Below are 16,445 nucleotides of genomic sequence, written 5' to 3'. Positions count from 1 at the left end.
TTTGGCCTTAAAGATATTCAATGAGAACTGCGATTATCGATGCAAGGCGATGGTGGGTCATCGCTGGACCACGGATGAGTCGAGGTTCGACGCGGGGATTCCAATCTGAAGCGGTGGCTCCCGACATTTTCGGTTGGGGGGCATCTAAGCGATTGCCATCACCTGCTTGTGGTCCGCGACTTCGGCGAGCAGCCAATCCTGAAACAGACCGGTGCCTGGCTTGTTGCCGATGCTGCGACGCTGATGCAGGTAAATGCCGGCCGGATAGGTGTGGCGGGCACGGAACGGCGCGACCAGCTTGCCTTGCTGCAGAAAATCTTGCGCCATCATCGTGTCCGCAAGCGCTATTCCGGCGCCATTGATCGCTTCGCGCATGATCAAGGTGCAATCATCCAGTGTTGTGCTGGATTTTGGCGTCGTTTCCAGAACGCCTTCCTGCTCCAGCCAACGCTTCCATCTCATGGTTTCGCATTCATGGATCAGATGATGATTGACCAGATCGGCCGGCGATCGCAGCGGCACAGGCCCCTCCAGAAGCGAAGGCGCACAGACCGGCGTCAAAAGCAGCGGGATCAGCAGCGTCAGAGCCGGGCCGGCCTTGTAGACGAACTCGTCGACAATGGCCAAATCGAAGTTGGCGCGCTTGCCTGAAGTGGAGATCTCCAGATCCACCGACGGATGCAACCGGCGAAAGTTCGGCAACCGGTCCGCCAGCCAAAGGTTCAGAACGGTGGGCACGCACAAGACCCGAACACGTTGGATCTTGCCGTGGCGCGACCCCTCGGAGAGGCTGACGTCATCGGTGGCGCGCCAGATCGCTTCGAACGCCTCCGAGAGGCTGCGCGCATAGTAGGAGCCCCTTATGGTTGGCGTTATCTGGCGAAAACCGCGTTCGAACAGGTCCTGGCCAAGATTTCGTTCAAGCGCGCGGATGTGCCGGCTGACAGCCGAGGGTGTCAGATGCAGTTCTTCCGCCGCGTCCTTGACGCTGCCAAGGCGAGCGGCGGCCTCGAAAGCGCGCATGCCATTGAGTGAGGGAAGGGCCATTGGCCGATCATGAATTGTGAGTTGAGTTTTTGTCAATCGACATGGGCAGAATTCGCGTTTGATCGCCTGCCCTGTTAGGGGATACCCAGATGACAAGAGCAATTAAGTCGTCTCAAGAAAGCGACTATTTGGGGACCGGCATTATACCACGAACGGCGGAGACCGGCTTGACCAGTCTCCACCGGGGTGAGCGAAGCGTTGCTCGCTACCCGGCTGGTATTGCCGCAATCGGAGAGAGCGCCAGCCTATGCCTCAATCGCCAGCGCCGGTTTTCGAGACCGCGGACGAGATTTCCTCGGAAGCCTCCGTCGTCGTGATCTTGCAAACTGCCCAAACAGGCTTCGGCCCGCGGGCAGCCGCCTTGGATGCCGAGATGGGCGGGATTCTCTCGCGCGCCTGCTCCGACCCGGCCGCCTTGATCGAATCCGGCACCTGCATCGATCTTATTGCCCCGCAGTCCGTATCGACCAAGCGCGTGGTCGTCCTGGCCCTGGGCAAAGCTGAAGCCGTAACCACCCTATCACTGGCGCGCGCCGGCGGTCTGCTTGCCGCGCATCTCGAGGGCAAGGGGGAATGCGCGCCCACCCTGGTCCTGGACCCGATCGCCGGCGTTGACCTGCCCGGCGCCGAAATCCTGGCGCGTGTCGCGCTTGGCATGCGGCTGCGCCGCTATCGTTTCGATATGCGCAACCGGCGGCAAGGGGCGGGAGCGGATAGAACCTTGCGGGTGAAACTGGTAGGGGCTCGCGGCCCGGATCTGACAGCGGCGCTGGCGCGGATCAATGCCATCGCCGACGGCGTCGAATATGCACGCACCTTGGTCAACCTGCCGCCGAACCATCTCCATCCAGACAATTTCCACGATCATCTTGAGCCCCTGCGTGAAGCCGGCATCGACATCGAAATGCTTGATGCCGCGCAACTGAAGGAGCTCGGCATGAACGCGCTTCTTGCTGTCGGATCGGGCTCGGCGCGCCCGCCGCGGGTCGCTGTCCTGCGCTACCGGGGCAAGGGTGCTCCCGCCCAACCACTCGCTTTCGTCGGCAAGGGCGTCTGCTTCGATTCGGGCGGCCTCTGCATCAAGGGCGGAGCGCAGATGTTCGACATGAAAGCCGACATGGGCGGAGCGGCCGCTGTGGTCGGCCTGCTGATCGCACTCGCCCGGCAAGGCAGCCCGGTACACGTTGTCGGTGTTCTCGGCATTGCGGAGAACATGCCATCCGGCACGGCGCTCAAACCGCGCGACATCATCACGACGGCGTCCGGACAGACAGTGGAAGTGTTCGACACGGATGCGGAGGGACGCCTGCTTCTGGCCGACTGCCTCCACTATGCAGCCACGCGCTTCAACCCTTTAGTGATCGTCGATCTGGCAACGCTGACCTATTCGGTGACGCGTGGGTTGGGGTCGATATTCGCCGGCCTGTTCAGCACCGACGATGCCATCGCGTCACAGATGATCGCGGCCGGAGAAACGGTCGGCGAGCGGTTCTGGCGGCTGCCGCTCGATCGGGCCTACGACGAGGGCCTGCAATCGCCGTTCGCGGACCTGCGGCATCATGCCAAGGATATGGAAGATGGCGATGCTCCCTATGCCGCAGCCTTCCTGCGCCATTTCACGGAAGATCGCCCCTGGGTGCATCTCGACATCGCCAGCAAGGAACTGACCGACACCGATCGGCCGCTCGGCAGGCAAGGTGCCACGGCATTTGGCGTGCAGATGCTGGAAGAGTGGGTGCAGGTCACCCGTAACATGAGTTAGGCGCCTGCCGCCGCGGACGATAAAAGTACCTTCAATCGCACTGGGAATTGGGATGTCATCTGAGATCATCGGCATGGAAGGACGGGCCGCTTTTGGCGCCTACGAGACCTGGTATCGGGTCAGTGGCGAACTCGGCGGCGAAAAGGCGCCTGTGGTGATCCTGCATGGCGGCCCGGGCGTCGCTCACAACTATGTCGATGCCTACAAGCTTCTTGCGCGAAGGGATCGCGCCGTCATCCACTACGACCAGTTGGGCTGCGGCAATTCCACCTTGCTGCCTGAGAAAGGCGCCGATTTCTGGACACCTGGGCTGTTCATCGACGAGCTTGAAAACCTCGTCGACCACCTCGGCATTCGGACAGGCTTCCACGTGCTCGGCCAGAGCTGGGGCGGTATGCTGGGCGCCGAATATGCCGTGACGCGGCCGCAAGGCCTGAAATCGCTGACCATAGCCAACTCACCGGCGTCCATGAAACTGTGGGTCGAAGAGGCCAACCGGTTGCGTGCGGATCTGCCCGCGGATGTGCAGGAGACCCTGACCCGACACGAACAGGCCGGCACGACGGACGATGCGGCTTACCAGGCTGCGACGATGGTGTTCTACGAGCGGCATGTCTGCCGGGTCGTGCCTTTCCCGCCCGAAGTCACGGAAAGTTTCGCCCAGGTCGTGCGCAATCCGACCGTCTATAATCTGATGAATGGGCCAAACGAGTTCCATGTCATCGGAACGCTGAGGAACTGGAGCATCGTCGAGCGCCTGCCGGCCATCGATGTTCCCACACTGATCATCTCCGGACGTCACGACGAGGCCACGCCCGCGACCGTGCAGCCCTACAAGGACGGCATCAAGGGGTCTCGCTGGGAGATATTCGAGCATTCCAGCCACATGCCGCATGTCGAAGAGCAAGATGCGTGCATGCGGGTGGTGGGAGACTTCCTGGACCACAACGATAACTGAAAAAAGGGGAATCAAGACATGAAGAAACTGCTTCTGGCGGCAACAGCCGCGGCATTGCTGGCCGGTACATGGCTGGCCCCGGCACAGGCCGAATATCTCAAGGAGCACCGAGGCGGCACCATCCGCCTGCTGGCCCGCTCCGCGGCCGGAACGCTCGATCCGCACATCAATTACACGGACCAGGGCTGGCAGATGTACCAGCCGATCTATGACGGCCTGGTGGCCTTCCGCAAGGCCGAGGGCATGGACGGTTTCACCATCGTCCCCGATCTGGCCGAGGCCCTGCCGCAGGTCAGCAATGACGGCAAGACCTTCACCTTCAAGCTGCGCAAGGGCATCAAGTTCTCCAGCGGCCAGGATCTTGGCGTGAAGGACGTCGTCGCTTCTTTCCAGCGCATCTTCAAGGTTTCCGGACCCACCTCCGGCACGTTCTATGCCGGCATCGTCGGGGCGGACAAATGCCTGGCCGACACCAAGAGCTGCACGCTGGAAGGCGGCGTTGTCGGCGACGAAGCGGCCGGCACCATCACCATCAACATCACCAAGCCGGATGCCGAGCTGCTCTACAAGCTTGCCTTGCCGCATGCCGTGGTCCTGCCGGCGGACACGCCCGCTGAAGACATGGGTTCCAAGCCCATTCCCAGCACCGGCGCGTACATGATCTCCGCCTTCGACCCGAACAAGGGCATGACGGTTTCCCGCAACCCCAATTTCAAGCAGTGGAGCGAAGAAGCCCAGCCGGACGGCTATCCGGATGTCGTCCAATATGATTTCGGCCTGTCCGAAGAGGCAGCCGTCACCGCGATCCAGAACGGCGAAGCGGACTGGATGTTCGACGCTCTGCCGAGCGACCGCCTGGGCGAACTGGGCAGCAAGTCCATGGACCAGCTGCACATCTCGCCGCTTTCGGCTTGGTGGTACGCGCCGCTGAACAACCGTCTCGCACCCTTCGACAACGAAAAAGCCCGCCAGGCCGTTGCCTATGCGATCGATCGCAACACGCTGGTCAAGCTGTTCGGCGGCAAGGTGCTGGCTTCGCCGGTCTGCCAGGTCCTGCCTCCGGACTTCCCCGGCCATGAAGACTATTGCCCCTTCACCAAGAATCCGGGCGCCAAATGGTCGGCTCCTGATCTCGACAAGGCAAAGCAGCTCGTTGAGGACTCCGGCACCAAGGGCCAGAAGGTGACGATCATCGTCGAGGACACCGCCATTTCGCGCTCCATCGGCGTCTATCTGCAGAGCGTGCTGACCAGCATCGGCTATGTCGCCGACGTCAAGCCGATCTCGTCGAACATCCAGTTCACCTACATCCAGAACACCAACAACAAGGTGCAGATGTCCGTCACCCAGTGGTACAAGGACTATCCGGCGGCTTCGGACTTCCTGAACATCCTGTTCAGCTGCGCCTCCTTCCGCGAAGGTTCGGACGCCTCGATCAACATCGCCGGCTTCTGCGACAAGGAAATCGACGCCAAGATGCAAAAGGCATTGGACCTCGGCGTCACCGATCAGAAAGCCGCCGATAAAATGTGGGCTGAAATCGACAGGCAAGTCACCGACAAGGCACCTGCGGTCGGCCTCTTTACGCCGAAGCGGCTAGACTTCGTCAGCAAACGTCTTGGCAATTTCAAGTTCAACAGGCAGTTCAACTGGATGATCACCCAATCCTGGGTACAGTAATGGCCTGGGTGCAGTAACGAACCGCGGAGGGGCACGTCCGTGTCGAACGTAGCTGTCGCCGCGCCGCGCAAAACGCGAGGGCCCTGGGCCGTCGCGTTTGCGAAGCTGGCAAGGGACAGGGCTGCCATGGCGTCGCTGGCCGTGTTCCTCCTCATCGTCCTTGCCTGCCTCAGTGCGCCTCTTTATGCGAAATGGGCCGGCGTGGACCCATTCGCCTCGACGCTCGACGCCGTCATCCAGATCGACGGCGTCGACGTTCCGGTGATGGAACAGTCGACTGAGGGGCTCGGGCTTGGCTACACACCGCTCGGCCCGACCTGGCGGCTGGGCAATTACTTCCTCGGCGCCGACAGCCAGGGGCGCGATGTCATGGCCAGGATGCTCTATGGCGGGCTGAGCTCGTTGCTGATCTCCGGAGCAGCAACCATCTTCACCCTGATCCTGGGCACGGCGGCGGGATTGATCGCCGGCTATTTCGGCGGCGTCACCGACACGGTGCTGTCGCGCTTCCTCGACATACTGTGGGCGTTCCCCATTTATCTGCTGGCGATTTCGCTCTCCATCGTCACCATCGCGCATGGCATCACGATAGGACCGATCCAGATCGAGTCCGGCAGTCTGTGGCTGCCTGTCATCATCATCGGTATCGTCTACGTGCCCTATGTGGCTCGTCCGATACGCGGGCAGGTTCTGGCACTACGCAAAAGCGAATTCGTGCTCGCCGCGATCAATCTGGGCGTACCGGGATGGCGCATCCTGTGGCGCGACATCCTGCCCAACGTCACCACCACGCTCATCGTCTTCGTGCCGCTGATGATGGCGCTGAACATGCTGACGGAATCGGCCCTTTCCTTCCTTTCGATCGGCGTGCAGCCGCCGGCCGCGAGCTGGGGCACCATTATCCAGGACGGACAGGCGCTGCTCTACACCAGGCCACTGGTGGCGCTGGTGCCGGGCCTGGCGATCGCGGTTTCCGTCATGGCGCTCAATGTCTTCGGCGACGGTCTGCGCGACGCGCTCGACCCGCGCTCCAAGGTTCGGCTGGGGCGCGACTGATGATCTACGCAATCCTGCGCCGGTTCGGCCAGATGCTGTTCGTGATGTTCGGCATCTCGGTCATCGTCTTCCTGATTTTCTTCGCAACGCCGGGCTCCGATCCGGCGGCGCGCATCGCCGGCCGCAATGCATCGCCCGAAGTGCTGGAGGCGGTACGCCACAGCTTCGGCTTCGACCGGCCGCTCTACGTGCAATATGTGACGATGATGGAGAAGATCTTCGTCACCGGCGATCTGACCTCCTTCGTCAATCGTGGCTGGAAGGTGGTGCCGGCGGTCATGGATTCGATCCCGGTCACGCTCTCGCTGGTGTTCGGAGCGGCGATCCTGTGGGTGGTCGTCTCCATCATCATCGGCATCGCCGCCGCCGCCACGCGCGGCAGCTGGCTGGATAAGCTGCTGATGGCGCTAGGGCTGCTCGGTATTTCGATGCCGGTGTACTGGCTGGGCGAGGTGATGAACCTGATCACCCAGAGCCGCTACCACGACAGCTGGGCGTTCTCCTGGGTGCCGCCGCTCGGCTACAAGAACTTCTCCGACGATCCAAAGGGCTGGTTCCTGACCCTGGTCATTCCGTGGATCACGCTGTCCATTCTCTACATCGGCATTTATGGGCGCGTGCTGCGCGCGGCGATCATCGAATCCCTGCAGGAGGACTATATCCGTACGGCCCGGGCCAAGGGCCTGTCGGAGACCCGCATCCTGCTGCGCCATGCCTTGCGCACGTCGCTCATCGCCTTCGTCACCTTGTTCGGCCTGGATTTCGGTGCGCTGGTCGGAGGCTCGGCCCTGCTGACGGAGGTGGTGTTCGGGCTGCACGGCATCGGCAAGCTCACTTATGACGCGCTGCAGAATCTCGATCTGCCGATGATCATGGCAACGGTGATGTACGCTTCGATGTTCGTGGTTGTTGCCAATGCGGTCGTCGATTTCGTCTACATCCTTCTCGATCCGCGCCTGAGGACATCATGATACTGTCGGTGCGCGACCTCAAAGTATCCTTCCGCACAAATGATGGCCTGGTGCGGGCCATCGATGGCGTTTCCTTCGACCTCGAGGAGAGCGAGATCCTCGGCGTCGTCGGTGAGTCCGGTTCCGGCAAGACCGTGTCGCTGCTGGCCGTCATGGGTCTGATCACCGATCCCAACGCCACCATCGAAGGCTCGATCCGTTACAAGGGCCGCGAACTGGTGGGACTGCCCGCGCGCGAACTGAGGCGGCTGCGCGGCAACGAGATCGCGATGATCTTCCAGGATCCGATGACCGCGTTGACACCTGTCTACACGATCGGCTGGCAGATCGCCGAACAGATCCGCGCGCATCGCAACATCAGCAAGTCCAAGGCGATGGAGCGCGTGGAGGAATTGCTGGCCGAGGTGAATTTTCCGAACCCGCACGAGGCGATGTCGCGCTACCCGCACCAACTGTCCGGCGGCATGCGTCAACGGGCGGTGATCGCAATGGCTTTGTCCTGCAATCCGGCGTTGCTGGTGGCTGACGAACCGACCACGGCGCTCGACGTCACCGTACAGGCCGGCATTCTCGATCTGGTGCGCAAGCTACGCGCGACGCACAAGTCGGCGGTGGTCTTCATCACGCATGACATGGGCGTGGTCTCCGAACTCGCCGACCGGGTCATGGTCATGTATGCCGGCCGCGTGGTGGAGCGCGGCAGTCGCGCGGAGCTGTTTTCCGATCCGCGACACCCCTATACGCGCGCGCTGCTCGGTTCGATCCCGCCGCTGACCGGCGAAAAACCACGCCGCCTGCCGGCTATTCCCGGTTCGCCGCCGTCATTGCTGCGATTGCCGCAGGGCTGTGCGTTCGGTCCGCGGTGCCCAGTTCACTATGAGCCCTGCGAGGCCGGCAAACCCGACCTCGGGAGCGGCACTCATGCCGCGGCGTGCTTCAGGGTGGCACACGCATGAGCGGATCGATGACCGACAAGAACCGCCCCATTATCGAGACGCGTTCGCTGGGCAAGCGCTTTTCCATCGGCAGCCGTTTTTCCGCCGAAGGCAAGCGAACCGTTCATGCGGTCGACAATGTTTCCCTGACCGTGTGGCGCGGCGAGACGGTCGGCCTGGTCGGCGAATCCGGATGCGGCAAGTCCACGCTGGCGCGCTGCCTGGTGAGGCTCTACGACATATCGGACGGCGAGCTTCTGTTCGAAGGCAACGATATCACCTCGAAGTCGCTGTCCGAACTCAGGCCGCTCCGGCGCCGCTTGCAAATGGTTTTCCAGGATCCGTCGGCATCGCTCAATCCGCGCCGGCGCGTCGGCGACCTGGTGGCCGAGCCGCTGCGCATCCATGGCAGGCTCTCGTCGAGCGAGATCACCAGACGCGTGGCGGAACTGTTCGACCTTGTCGGCCTGCTGCCGGATCACGTCATGCGGTTTCCGCACGAATTTTCCGGCGGGCAACGCCAGCGCGTCGGCATCGCGCGGGCTATTGCATTGAACCCGGACCTCGTGGTCCTCGACGAACCCGTCTCCGCGCTCGACGTGTCGGTGCAGGCGCAAATCGTCAACCTGCTTGCCGATCTGCAGGAGAAGCTCAATCTCACTTACATCTTCATCGCCCACGACCTGTCGGTGGTACGTCAGGTTTCAACCCGCATAGCGGTCATGTATCTCGGCTCGATCGTCGAAGAAGGGCCGGCGGAAGAAGTGTTTGCAGCACCGGCCCATCCCTATAGCCAGGCGCTGATCTCGGCGGTTCCTATCGTGGAGACGACGCCCAGCGGGACGCGCAAGCGCATCATCCTCACCGGCGACGTACCGAGCCCTCTGAACCCTCCAACCGGCTGCCGTTTCCATCCCCGATGCCCGATCGCGGCGGAGCGCTGCCGTTCGGAGCGGCCGCAGTTGCGGGAATACCAACCCGGTCGCAAAGTCGCCTGCCACTTTCCGACGATGTAGGCGACACTCACCACCGCACAGGTGATCGCCTTCGCCTGACAGATTTCTCAAAAAATTCCATTTTTTGGCTGGAACCAACCGGCTGTTGGTGCGTTTGGTGGGGTTCGATCGAGCGCATTGCGGTCGACCGGGAGGAAACGATGGATCAATTGCATTTCTTTTCGCCCGTGCGGATTTCGCGCGGGCAAGGACACCCTGCGGAAGAAATCGATAGTGTTGCCGAAGCCATGATGTTCTTGCGGAAATGGCCAACGGGACGGCGTGGTCCGGTTTATCAGTGCGCGCTGAACTGTTGCTCGGCCGCTTTGTCGGGCCAGATGTCGGCCGAGGAAGCAAGGAAAGCGTTCACCGGCTTTGCCCGCATCACGCGCCTTCTCGACGATGACATGGCTTTGCCGGTAGGCGGCGAAGGCAAGGCAAGCGTGCACGCATTGCGGCGATAGGCTGTTGTCCTGACGGTCCTACAAGGTCTCTCGCGCTGCAGCGGCGCGGGGATCTCGTTGTGCAATGCGCTCCGGGATGGGGCCTCGAAAGTTCGTCCTACATGGCGCACTTTCACAGCGGACGGTCGTCGTTCATGCTTACTTCAGTCACGAGCTTGCGGCGAAGCGCCATGGTGTAGTCGTCTGGCCCCTTCGGCGTCATGACGAAGGCCTGGGAACCGCCAATGACCGATTTGGCAAAATAGGATGCCAGAGGTTGGTCGGGATTCTCATCCTCCGTCGGGATGGCGATGGCATTGATCGTATATCCCTTGGCTATGGCGTTCGACCTGCTCGGCTGGACGGGAAGCCCGTCGTTGTTCTCGCCATTGGAGGAGATATCGATGACTTTCTTTGCGGCCTTTCCTGGGAACTGGTCGAGCAGGAGACTGCCGATGTCGATAGCCGAGGAGACGGATGTTCCGCCACGCCCTCTGCGGATGAAGCCGGTATCGCCTTTCCTGCTGATCACCGCAGCCGCCGCTTCGGCATCTTCCAGTCCGCAGATGCTTGTCCACGGCAGCACGACGCGCGCGTGTCCGGGGCTCGACCACTCAAAATAGGCAACGCCGATGCAACCAACATAATTCCGGCTGATGGCGGCGATGATCTCTGGCGAGGTGAGTGCCGCGGCATGTCCCTCGCGTTGCATATCGGCGATCTTCGGATCAATGGATGACGAAAAGTCGACCGCGAACACGATGGCGACGTCAACGTTCGCGGCATGGGCAGAGACCCCCCAAAACAGCGAAGCTGCAAGTATGCCTGTCATTCTCGAGATTGAACCGGCCGGCGTCAGGAGACTGCCCCAGCCTGTCATCCGCAGCCGTTTGCGAAAGGATGGGGGGCCGGCGTCCTGACGATACACACTGCCAAACATGTCATTCTCCATCTCGACATCCGGTCGTTTCAAAAAGCGGGTTCAACATGTGGAAATCTGGCGGGTGGCCTTGGTGCCCACGCCGAAGAGCAGCAGATCGGCCTTGGTCCACAAGAGATAACAGCCGAGCAAGGTCAGTGGCATGGCGAGGGCCGCGAAAGAGCCGCTCCACCAGACCTCAGGCAAAGCGCGGGCGAGGGCCACTGTCGTCGCCAGCATTGCCGGCAACCGGCTGGCGAGCACCGCACTGCGGAACGGATCGGGCCAAGCGGCCGGCCACATCGGAATTGGCGTGCCGGGCCTGTGAAAGGTGCTGCCGAATTTGCCCAGCGCATGCAGCAGGCCGGAGGTCGCCGCAAGCAGTGGATCGCCGAGCAGCAACAGGGCAATGCCGAGCCCAATCGCACCCAGGCCCGACAGGAAGTCGCCCAGACGGTTGAGGGCGGGATCGGGAGCATCCGGCCTTGCCCAGGCCCGGTGATAGGCCTCGCCGCCCCAGAAGAAGACCAGGGTGGTCAAGGTCAGCGCAACAGTGCCATGGCTGCCAGCGAAATATTCGATCACCGCCATGGTGACGCTGCTTCCTTCATGCAGGCCGACCGGCGCGGTGGCAATCTGGATCGCCAGACCGACAATGAGGCCGAGCGCATTGCCGCTGTTGTAGTAGCCGCCCGGTCCCTTCATGCGGGCGCGAAGCGCCGATACCAAATGTGCGACCGGAAGAAGGATTGTCCGCGCATCCATCACTGCGCCCCCGCGACAAGTCCGGCCGGGTCTGGAATACGTTTCGCATCACCGGCAAGGGCCATCACATTCCTCCACTGGACCTGAATTGTTGGGATGACGATCGCCCGCCCAATTTGCGGCGGCAGCTGCAAAGGCAGGGGCCGCGTCGAAGGGTTGAACCGAAGCGGTTCGCAAGGACGTGCGTGCCTGCGGCGCTCGGTTCGACATTGCAACGGACAGGATCGCACCCAGGATGATGCCGGCACCCAAGACGCTCGCGGACGAGCTCCGCTCGCCGAGAAAGATTGCCGCGCCCAGCGCCCCGAAAACGCTTTCTGCGCTGACGATCACGGCGGCGTGGCTGGCCGGCGTAAAGCGGAGGGCAACCGTCTGTATGCCGAAGGCAATCGCAGTGGAGAACACGCCGAGGATCGCCAGTTCCGGGCCGGCTGCGAATGCGGCGGCCAGCGACAGATTGCCTTGCATTGCACCGAGCGGCAGGGCGAAGGCTGCGGCGCCGAAGAACTGTGTCGCGGCAGCGGTGAACGGCCGCGCATGCACCTGCATGTGCCGGCCCAGCTCGACTGCCCAGAGCGCATAGCAGGCAGCCGAGAGGACAGCGGTAAGATCGCCACTGCTGAACCCGGCTATCCCACCCGACAACAGCAGGGCTCCAACAAGGGTCAATCCGGCGGCGATTGTGAGACTCGCTGTCGGACGTTCGCCTACGAGAAACCAGGCGGCCAGCGGTGTCATTACCGTTGCCGTGCTTACCAGGAAGCTCGCATTGGTGACGGAGGCCCCGAGATAGCAAAGCTGCTGGAGCGTGATGGAGATGGCAAACAGTGCGCCCACCTTGGCCAAGCTGGAAAAATAGTCCGGCCCGAGCGGAAGCCGCTTCTCCATGAAGACAAAGGGCAGCACAAGCAGCCCGCCGATCAGGCATCGCAGACCCACAGCACTCAGCGCGTCGAGATGCACAAGCACCATCTTTTGCGAGACATTGCCGAAGCCCCACAAAGCGGCTGCAAACAGCAGCAGCAAATTGGCTCTTGTCCTGGACACGCGCCCCCCTCGAACCAAGCCTTTCGTTGACTTGGTCGCCTTAATTTAGCAAAGCCTAAACAGCCTGCCGTTACGGCAGCGCTTGAGCGCGAAGGCCGACTGTTGCGAAGCGTTAGTTTTGAGTTAGGATTTCGTCAGGCTGGGATAGCAAATGCAAAGTGAGGACAGCGGCGCTGCAAATAGAATCTCACTCTTCGGCGGTTTCCGGATTGAAAATGAAACGGCCGGCCCGCTTCGGCTGACCGGGAAACGAGGGCCGGCAATCATCGCCTATCTGGCCCGGTGTCCGGGCATGGCGGCGACGCGGGAGAGGCTGGCTGACCTCCTATGGGGCGACAGCGACGCTGAACATTCGCGCAACAGCCTTCGGCAGGCCCTCAGTGTCCTGCGCCAGGATCTGGCGCGAGAGGGGGTGGATCTCATCCATTCCAGCGGTGAGTTGATCGCCCTGAGGCCAGAGCTGGTTCAAGTTGACGCGGAGAAGTTCGAAACGGGTCTCTCGGCCCGTTCCGCCCAGGAGCTGGCGAAGGCCTTGGCGAACTACACCGGGCCCTTCCTCGACGGGCTTTATCTGGGAAGCAATGCGTTCGATGACTGGATCACATCGGAACGCGACAGGCTGCTCGGCCGCGCGCTTGAGTCCTTCGAAAAACTGGCCCGTCTCGTCGACCCCGATGCCGGGCTGATCCTGGCCGATCGTATTCTGACCATGGAACCGACACGGGAAGAATCCTATCGGCTCAAGATGGAATTGCTGCTCGCATGTGGCCAACGCGACAGGGCAATCAGGACATACGAAGCTTGCAGAAGCATGCTGAAGAAGGAGTTCGGCGTCGAAGCCGGCCCTGAAACGCGGGCGCTTTGGCAATCTCTGTTGCTTGCCGCCGACGACGCTTCAAATGTGCAGTCGACAAATGGTGTTCCGTCCAGCCAGCGCCTTGGGCGTCCGTCCATCAGCGTTGCCGACTTCGTTAATCTGACCGGAAAGCAAGGCGACGACTTTTTCGCCAAGGGACTTGTCCAGGACATCACGACAGCCCTCTCCGGAGTGGCCGACTATGTCGTGCTCGCCGCGCTTCCGTCCGAGAAGAGCGGCCCAGGCGAAGAAGCCAAGACACCAGGGATACTCCGGGCGCGATATATGCTCAGCGGCAGCGTCCAGAGATCCGGCAATGGGTTGAGGGTGAATGTCCAGCTCGTCGATGCCGCCGGCGGCCACCACGTCTGGGCCCAGAAGTTCGACGGCCACTCCGAGAACGCGCTCGAATTCCAGGACAGGATCGCACAATCTGTTGTTCTTGCCGTGATCCTCGAACTTCAACTGACCAACTGGAAGGTTAGAGACAAAAGCCCGCCAGGGATCCCTGAAGTGCGCAGGCTGGTGAACGAAGCCCTCATGAAATATTTTGAGATGACTCGGGACTCACTTTTGGTCGGGATAGAGCTTGCCGAGAGGGCCTTCTCGATAGGTCCCGACAATGCCCGTGCAAAGCGGACGCTCTCGATCGTAATATCCATGGGCGTGGCGTTTGGTGCGCTGCCTCGGGAGCGTGGGGTGATCGAGCGTGCGGTCGAGCTTGCGGAAGCCGCAGTGCGGGCGGTACCGGACGATGAAATTGCCCGATGTATTCTGTCGTTCGCTCTCGAAAGTTGCGGTCGCATCGACGAGGCGATCGCCGAATGCCGCCACGCGATCAGCCTCAACCCAAGCTACCCGACTGGCCACGGCGATATTTCGATGCTCTTTGCGTTGCGCGGACAGGTCGACGAAGCGGTGCGTGAGGCCAACGAAGCAATCCGGCTCGGAACGCACGATGTCATCGACTTCTGGCGCCACCACGGCCTGGTTGTGGCGCTCTTCGCTGGCGGAGACAACCAGCGGGCGCTCGAAGCCGCCCGCAAAGTGGTCAGGACAAAGCCTGGCTTCGTTCGCGGCGCCCTTTATTGGGCCGCGACCGCATCGGCCACCGGAAACAACGAAGAAGCGTCCCGGGCCATCCACCATTGCCTGTCACAACTTCCGCATCTCAATCTGAGCAATGTCTGCCCTGGCTTTGTGCCGCGCTATGTAAAGGATCATCATCATTCCCGGTTCCTTGAGATGCTGTCGAGGGCTGGCCTTCCCAGTTCCTAGCCACATCGTTGGCGCAGACACCGTCATACGAAGCTGGAGGGTTCCGTCCTCCGCCCAGGCATCGAAAGCAGACGACGCGTTGGCATTTCCGGCCAGGTCGACCTATACGCCACCCTGCGATTGAGGTATTCGGCGCCGCACGCCGTCGCGCCGGCCAGTCATCCGCCGAATTTGCGGCTTGGGCCTATCATGGCGCGTGATAGAGTCCGTACGACGCGATCCAACCTGTCGAAGTTATGAAGCATGAAAGATTATCAAAGGTTTAGGATAGCCATAGCGCCCATGATGGATCGGGCGGATACATAAATAAAATCAGCTAGTTACGAGCTTCTGTGTGCAAAAATAGCACACGGAAGTTCTGCTTCTCTTCTTTTTTCGTTCCCGCGACGGAGCCGCCGACAGCCCTATTTTGACGCTCTTTTGCCGACAACATTGACCGTCCCATTGCGGACCTTCGCTGCGATATCCGTGCCTCTTTTTGTCCGATACGGCGCGTCCGGCCGAACTGTGCTCTCTTGCGCACGCCGCAGAAGTGGCGCGCCTTTGAAGGTAAGTGATTATTTTGTTATCGACCCCACCGATGGACCGGTGGCTCGCTTGCTCGCCATATACTTGCCGGCTTGGCACCGGGTAGCGGCCTGGCGTGAGTCAACGTGGTTGGCGCTAGGGCACATCCGGGTGCCTCTAGTCACGATGGCGTGGAGGTGAAGGCTGGGTGAAGGGATGTCCCGCTCACTCAGTCCGGGTTGTCAACGCCACTCGCCACGTTCCAATTGTCCCAAGGTGGGTTCTCGCCGAAACGGTCGGCTAGAAGCGTCACGAAGCTCTGTACTTTGGCGGAAAGATGCCTTCGTGATGGGTACACCGCGTATATCGACCGCCCTACCGGCTTGAACAGTGGCATCACTATCTCCAACCAGCCCGAACGGACGGCTTCGCCAAGAAGGAAAGTAGGACCAAGTACTATGCCTGCTCCACTCAGCGCCGCATCGCGCAGGAGCTGCCCGTTCGTCGCCGTCATCCGTGCGCTGACCTTCACCGCTACTTCACCCTCCGGCCCGTCGAACCGCCATTTTCCGCGGCCAGCGCGCAACGCGTAGTCCAGGCAGTCATGGTCCTGGAGATCTGACGGTTTGGTGGGACGTCCGCGTCTGTCTATATATTCGGGCGAAGCGCAGATGACCTCCCAGGAGGGGGCGATCCGGCGAGCGATAAGGTTGGAATCCGTGAGTGGAGCGATGCGTACCGCGACGTCCAGTCCCTCTTCCACGATATCAACGACGCGGTCGTCCAACACCAGCTCAACCGACACCTCCGGATAGGCCGCAAGGTATTCCGCAACGACTTTACCCAGGTGCAGCGCTCCGAAGGAGATCGGCGCGCTGACGCGCAGTGAGCCGGTCGGACGTGCATGGCTCTCAGCTGCGCTCGTACGAACATCCTCGACATCTTCCAGGATGCGCAGACTGCGTTCGTAGACCGACGCGCCGACCTCGGTCAGGCTGATACGCCGGGTCGTCCGATTGAGAAGGCGTGCGCCAAGCCACTCCTCCAGCAAATGGACATGCTTGCTCACGGCCGCTGGAGATAGTCGCATTCGCTTTGCCGCTCCAGCGAAACTGCCTTCGCTGACGACGTTGGCAAACACGGTCATGCTGGTCAGATGGTCCAACTGCGATCACCTCCTTCATTCACGGTTCGTGAATTCACCATCCATGTTTGCCTCAATTATC

The 16,445-nt window shown here is 61.5% G+C and carries 14 protein-coding genes; 9 read left to right on the top strand and 5 right to left on the bottom strand.

Annotated features, from left to right (window positions below; all coding sequences use genetic code 11):
• Positions 1-144: 144 nt before the first annotated feature.
• The gene (locus tag LB519_RS06795; protein WP_024503328.1) at positions 145-1,047 is read right to left on the bottom strand and encodes a LysR substrate-binding domain-containing protein; all 903 of its coding nucleotides are present in this window, start codon (positions 1,045-1,047) and stop codon (positions 145-147) included.
• Between the two features lie 247 nt (positions 1,048-1,294).
• Between LB519_RS06795 and LB519_RS06790 the strand changes: the two genes are divergently transcribed.
• Genes LB519_RS06790 through LB519_RS06755 form a run of 8 tightly spaced genes read left to right on the top strand, consistent with a single transcriptional unit; the run spans position 1,295 to position 9,868 of the window.
• Positions 1,295-2,809, top strand: a complete 1,515-nt coding sequence (locus LB519_RS06790; RefSeq protein WP_063167980.1) for a leucyl aminopeptidase — start codon at positions 1,295-1,297, stop codon at positions 2,807-2,809.
• A gap of 52 nt (positions 2,810-2,861) precedes the next feature.
• Entirely contained in the window at positions 2,862-3,767 is a 906-nt protein-coding gene (locus tag LB519_RS06785) for a proline iminopeptidase-family hydrolase (protein ID WP_027161573.1), read from the top strand.
• A gap of 18 nt (positions 3,768-3,785) precedes the next feature.
• Entirely contained in the window at positions 3,786-5,447 is a 1,662-nt protein-coding gene (locus LB519_RS06780) for an ABC transporter substrate-binding protein (protein ID WP_024503325.1), read from the top strand.
• Positions 5,448-5,486: 39 nt separating this feature from the next.
• The gene (locus LB519_RS06775; protein WP_013531726.1) at positions 5,487-6,503 is read left to right on the top strand and encodes an ABC transporter permease; all 1,017 of its coding nucleotides are present in this window, start codon (positions 5,487-5,489) and stop codon (positions 6,501-6,503) included.
• Positions 6,503-7,474 (top strand): ABC transporter permease, encoded by a 972-nt coding sequence (locus LB519_RS06770; protein ID WP_013531725.1) that lies wholly within the window; start codon positions 6,503-6,505, stop codon positions 7,472-7,474. The genes LB519_RS06775 and LB519_RS06770 overlap by 1 nt, the downstream gene beginning before the upstream one ends.
• Complete coding sequence (locus LB519_RS06765; RefSeq protein ID WP_224619189.1) at positions 7,471-8,430, top strand: ABC transporter ATP-binding protein; 960 nt, start codon at positions 7,471-7,473, stop codon at positions 8,428-8,430. The genes LB519_RS06770 and LB519_RS06765 overlap by 4 nt, the downstream gene beginning before the upstream one ends.
• Before the next feature lie 8 nt (positions 8,431-8,438).
• Positions 8,439-9,425: an ABC transporter ATP-binding protein gene (locus tag LB519_RS06760; RefSeq protein ID WP_224619187.1), complete on the top strand. Its 987-nt coding sequence runs from the start codon at positions 8,439-8,441 to the stop codon at positions 9,423-9,425.
• Entirely contained in the window at positions 9,329-9,868 is a 540-nt protein-coding gene (locus tag LB519_RS06755) for a DUF982 domain-containing protein (protein ID WP_224619186.1), read from the top strand. The genes LB519_RS06760 and LB519_RS06755 overlap by 97 nt, the downstream gene beginning before the upstream one ends.
• 112 nt (positions 9,869-9,980) lie before the next feature.
• Here LB519_RS06755 and LB519_RS06750 read toward each other — a convergent pair whose 3' ends face one another.
• From LB519_RS06750 to LB519_RS06740, 3 genes are read right to left on the bottom strand one after another with little or no spacing between them, the layout of a single operon-like run.
• The gene (locus LB519_RS06750) at positions 9,981-10,787 is read right to left on the bottom strand and encodes a DUF1194 domain-containing protein (RefSeq protein WP_224619184.1); all 807 of its coding nucleotides are present in this window, start codon (positions 10,785-10,787) and stop codon (positions 9,981-9,983) included.
• 42 nt (positions 10,788-10,829) lie between these two features.
• Positions 10,830-11,531, bottom strand: a complete 702-nt coding sequence (locus LB519_RS06745; RefSeq protein ID WP_224619183.1) for a hypothetical protein — start codon at positions 11,529-11,531, stop codon at positions 10,830-10,832.
• 48 nt (positions 11,532-11,579) lie between these two features.
• A complete protein-coding gene (locus tag LB519_RS06740) occupies positions 11,580-12,578 on the bottom strand; it encodes a DMT family transporter (RefSeq protein WP_224619182.1) in 999 nt (332 codons plus the stop codon).
• A gap of 151 nt (positions 12,579-12,729) precedes the next feature.
• On the opposite strand from LB519_RS06740, the gene LB519_RS06735 reads away from it, so the two are divergent.
• The gene (locus LB519_RS06735) at positions 12,730-14,712 is read left to right on the top strand and encodes a BTAD domain-containing putative transcriptional regulator (protein WP_224619181.1); all 1,983 of its coding nucleotides are present in this window, start codon (positions 12,730-12,732) and stop codon (positions 14,710-14,712) included.
• A gap of 736 nt (positions 14,713-15,448) precedes the next feature.
• Here the strand turns inward: LB519_RS06735 and LB519_RS06730 are convergent.
• Positions 15,449-16,384 carry a LysR family transcriptional regulator gene (locus LB519_RS06730; RefSeq protein ID WP_224619180.1) on the bottom strand — a complete coding sequence of 312 codons (936 nt, stop codon included), beginning with the start codon at positions 16,382-16,384 and terminating at the stop codon, positions 15,449-15,451.
• Between the last annotated feature and the right edge of the window lie 61 nt (positions 16,385-16,445).

The organism is Mesorhizobium sp. AD1-1 (assembly GCF_020164655.1).
Lineage (GTDB): Bacteria > Pseudomonadota > Alphaproteobacteria > Rhizobiales > Rhizobiaceae > Mesorhizobium > Mesorhizobium ciceri.
This window is presented reverse-complemented; position numbering and strand designations above follow the sequence as displayed.

What these genes read in the sequence shown, in the direction of transcription:
- LB519_RS06795 (WP_024503328.1), bottom strand. Translation starts at nt 1,047, where the DNA reads ATGGCCCTTCCCTCACTCAATGGCATGCGCGCTTTCGAGGCCGCCGCT.
- LB519_RS06790 (WP_063167980.1), top strand. Translation starts at nt 1,295, where the DNA reads ATGCCTCAATCGCCAGCGCCGGTTTTCGAGACCGCGGACGAGATTTCC.
- LB519_RS06785 (WP_027161573.1), top strand. Translation starts at nt 2,862, where the DNA reads ATGTCATCTGAGATCATCGGCATGGAAGGACGGGCCGCTTTTGGCGCC.
- LB519_RS06780 (WP_024503325.1), top strand. Translation starts at nt 3,786, where the DNA reads ATGAAGAAACTGCTTCTGGCGGCAACAGCCGCGGCATTGCTGGCCGGT.
- LB519_RS06770 (WP_013531725.1), top strand. Translation starts at nt 6,503, where the DNA reads ATGATCTACGCAATCCTGCGCCGGTTCGGCCAGATGCTGTTCGTGATG.
- LB519_RS06765 (WP_224619189.1), top strand. Translation starts at nt 7,471, where the DNA reads ATGATACTGTCGGTGCGCGACCTCAAAGTATCCTTCCGCACAAATGAT.
- LB519_RS06760 (WP_224619187.1), top strand. Translation starts at nt 8,439, where the DNA reads ATGACCGACAAGAACCGCCCCATTATCGAGACGCGTTCGCTGGGCAAG.
- LB519_RS06755 (WP_224619186.1), top strand. Translation starts at nt 9,329, where the DNA reads ATGCCCGATCGCGGCGGAGCGCTGCCGTTCGGAGCGGCCGCAGTTGCG.
- LB519_RS06750 (WP_224619184.1), bottom strand. Translation starts at nt 10,787, where the DNA reads ATGTTTGGCAGTGTGTATCGTCAGGACGCCGGCCCCCCATCCTTTCGC.
- LB519_RS06745 (WP_224619183.1), bottom strand. Translation starts at nt 11,531, where the DNA reads ATGGATGCGCGGACAATCCTTCTTCCGGTCGCACATTTGGTATCGGCG.
- LB519_RS06735 (WP_224619181.1), top strand. Translation starts at nt 12,730, where the DNA reads ATGCAAAGTGAGGACAGCGGCGCTGCAAATAGAATCTCACTCTTCGGC.